Here is an 820-nt window from a genome sequence, read left to right on the forward strand (position 1 = left end):
CCTGTGCTCTCCGGCTCTGCCGCCCGGCCCAGCTTTTCCGCAAGATCGGGCGTTAAGGCCGATGGTGCGACGCTGGCCTCATCCATTGCCAGTCCAAGTCTGCGGACCAGATTCCGGTATCCCTTGATCGTTTCGGGCTTGTAATTCGCCTCGGTAAAGCTGCGCATGAAGCTGTCGAGGTACGGCTCAATGCAGGTTTCGGTGATTTTCGTCATGGTTTTCGTGCTCCATAGTGTTGGAGCGCGATCCGGGCCTTGTCGTCGCCCTGACTGCAAGATTATCAGCAGTGTTGGTTTCGGATATTCGGTGCAGGTATGAAGCAGAAGAAGGCCAAGCTTCCCGGCGATGCAGTCGTGAAGGCGTTGATCGAGAAGTACGACTGCCCTGTGCCATTCCACGAAGTGCGCACTCGGTTCCTGGGCAATATCGCAACACCGGAGCTATCGGCCTCGCCCTTGCAGATGATTCAGGATTTGTGGGGCGGCGAGCTGCCCGTGTTCGACAGCATGGACGAAGCCAACGAACTGATTGGCGCTCTGATCGACGGCCTTTGGAATGGCCTGACCCGGCATCAGAAGCGCAGCCAGCCATTCAGGCTGACACGCGTGTCGATGGACCCTACTGCCGCAAATCTCGGGCGCTACGGGCTGATCCGTCTTGAGGAACTGGATGGATTTATCGAAGGTCTGTTCAACGGTCATGATATCATCGATCTGCCCGAACGGGCACATGGCGCAATCGGCCATCTCGCCGAGCTGCGCGCGATGATGGGCGGCATCTGCGAACTCGTGGAGCGTGACCCTGACGCCGATGATCGCAC

General features: G+C 58.4%; 1 protein-coding gene and 1 pseudogene. One reads left to right on the forward strand and one right to left on the reverse strand.

All coding sequences use genetic code 11. The features are described from left to right. Nucleotides 1-215 (reverse strand): annotated as a pseudogene (locus PYV00_RS23955) (integrase); the annotation flags it as partial. A 99-nt stretch (nt 216-314) separates the two neighbouring features. Between PYV00_RS23955 and PYV00_RS23960 the strand changes: the two are divergent. Then, nucleotides 315-820, forward strand: a 506-nt coding sequence (locus PYV00_RS23960; RefSeq protein ID WP_275230862.1) for a hypothetical protein, incomplete at its 3' end; no start/stop codon positions are given.

It is taken from the genome of Novosphingobium album (ex Liu et al. 2023) (assembly GCF_029076845.1).
Taxonomy (GTDB): domain Bacteria; phylum Pseudomonadota; class Alphaproteobacteria; order Sphingomonadales; family Sphingomonadaceae; genus Novosphingobium.